We start from the raw sequence: 1,719 nt of genomic DNA, 5'->3' as shown, positions 1-1,719 counted from the left end.
GGGCGGGCGGCGTGGGCGGTCGAACTGCTCGACGGTCTTGACCGGGCACGGCGCGGCGGGCCGGCGGTGACGGTCCGCGCGGCCCTGGCGCGGGCGCGGATCGCGCAGGAGGCCGGGGACGTGGAGGCGGCGCGGAGGCTGGTCGCGCGGGCGCTGGTGGCGGCGCGCGGCGAGCGGCTGCGGCGTCCGTTTGTCGACGCGCGCCCGTGGATCCGCCCGCTACTGGCCACGCCGAGGGCGCGGGAGCTGGCGGCCGGCTGGCTCACCTCAGAGCCGGCTCCCTCCGGCGGGCCTCCCGGAGGCAGGTCTCACGCAGGCAGGGCTCCGGGAAGCAGGTCTCCCCGGGGCGCGGCGGAGCCGGTGCCGCCGGTCGTGGAGGAGCTGAGCGGCCGCGAGCTGGAGGTGCTGCGGCGGCTGGCGCGGATGATGTCCACCGAGGAGATCGCCGCCGACCTGTACGTGTCGGTGAACACGGTGAAGACCCACCTGAAGGGCGTCTACCGGAAGCTCGCCGTGCACCGCCGCAGCGACGCGGTCCGGCGGGCGCGCGACCTCGGTCTGCTGTGAGCCGGCGCGGTCCGGTGGCGGCGGGAGTCGGGGCGGACGCAGGGTTCGTGCTGAAGCACTGACATCCCCGGGTCGTCTCGGTTCGCCTCGGGTCACCTCGGTCGGGTGAGGTCGGCCGGGCGGCCGGGGGCGACGATGGTGGTCCAGGTGGTTCGCACGCCCTTCGGCGGCCGGTGGGAGACAGCCATGCGCTACGAGATCCGTGTCGAGGGCCACATGTCGGAGGCGCTGACGGAGGCGTTTCCGGAGCTGGGGCATGTGGTGATGGCGGGTCACACGGTGCTGTACGGCGAGGTTGTCGACGACGCGCAACTGTGGGGCCTGCTGGCCCGGTTGCAGGCGCTGGGGCTGCGGGTGCTGGAGATGCGGCAGCTGCCGGAGCCCTGAGGCGGCCTCCGACGGGCGGTGGCTGCTCACGGCGGCCCGGCGGTCGGCTCAGAGCGGTACGGCGGTGACGCGTCCGGCGCGGCGGGCGGCGTCGAGGGCGTGGAAGTCGTGTTCGTTCTGGTCTGCGTAGGCGGCGGCGAACTCGGTGAGGGCACGGTCGAAGCCGTCTCCCGCGCCCAGGTAGGAGGCGATGGCGACCGGGTCGCCGGAACGGGCGTGGGCCCTGGCCAGGGACTCCCCGCACAGCCGGCCGAACAGGGTGAGCAGGGCCGGGTCCATGGTCTCGGGCCGGGCGACTCCCTTCCAGTCCCACAGTTGCCGCACGTAGAAGTCGCGTCGCCGCCCGTCCAGGCCGACCGCGCGGGTCCAGCCGAGGAAGATGTCGCCGGCCGTCTGCATCAGCCGCTGTCCGGTGACCACCCGGCGCCCCTGGTTGGTGTCGTGGTCGCCCGGAAGGTGGGCGGCGAGCACGGAAGGCTGCGCCTCCTTGGCCTGGAGGATCAGCGGGTCGTCGTCGTCCCGGCCGAGGAAGAGCAGGATCCAGCAGCGGGTGCCGACGCTGCCGACCCCGACCACCTTCCGGGCCATGTCCGCCAGGTGGTAGTGGCGCAGCAGCTGGCGGCGTTCGGGCGGCAGGGTCCGGGCGTACGCCTCGACCAGGTTGTGCAGTTCGGCCCGTTGACCGCCGTCGGCGGAGCCGTCCAGCAGTTGGTCGACGGGGGTGATCAGCGGGGGGTCCGGGGTGATCCGCCGGCCCTCGGGGGT

3 protein-coding genes are annotated in these 1,719 nt (G+C 74.6%); 2 read left to right on the top strand and 1 reads right to left on the bottom strand.

The features are described from left to right. The coding region (locus GL263_RS26050; protein ID WP_228456837.1) for a helix-turn-helix domain-containing protein at nt 1-567 on the top strand (567 nt) is incomplete at its 5' end. 186 nt (nt 568-753) lie between these two features. Next, entirely contained in the window at nt 754-954 is a 201-nt protein-coding gene (locus tag GL263_RS26045; RefSeq protein ID WP_182858190.1) for a DUF8691 family protein, read from the top strand. Nucleotides 955-1,002: 48 nt separating this feature from the next. Here the strand turns inward: GL263_RS26045 and GL263_RS26040 are convergent. Then, a partial coding sequence (locus tag GL263_RS26040; protein WP_182858189.1) for a DUF2252 family protein occupies nt 1,003-1,719 on the bottom strand: 717 nt, incomplete at its 5' end.

It is taken from the genome of Streptomyces durbertensis, assembly GCF_014156695.1.
In the GTDB taxonomy this organism is placed as follows: domain Bacteria; phylum Actinomycetota; class Actinomycetes; order Streptomycetales; family Streptomycetaceae; genus Streptomyces; species Streptomyces durbertensis.
The sequence above is the reverse complement of the archived record's forward strand: the minus strand, read 5'-3'. Positions and strand labels throughout refer to the sequence as shown.

Coding starts and splice junctions, on each gene's coding strand:
- GL263_RS26045 (WP_182858190.1), top strand. CDS start 754: ATGCGCTACGAGATCCGTGTCGAGGGCCACATGTCGGAGGCGCTGACG.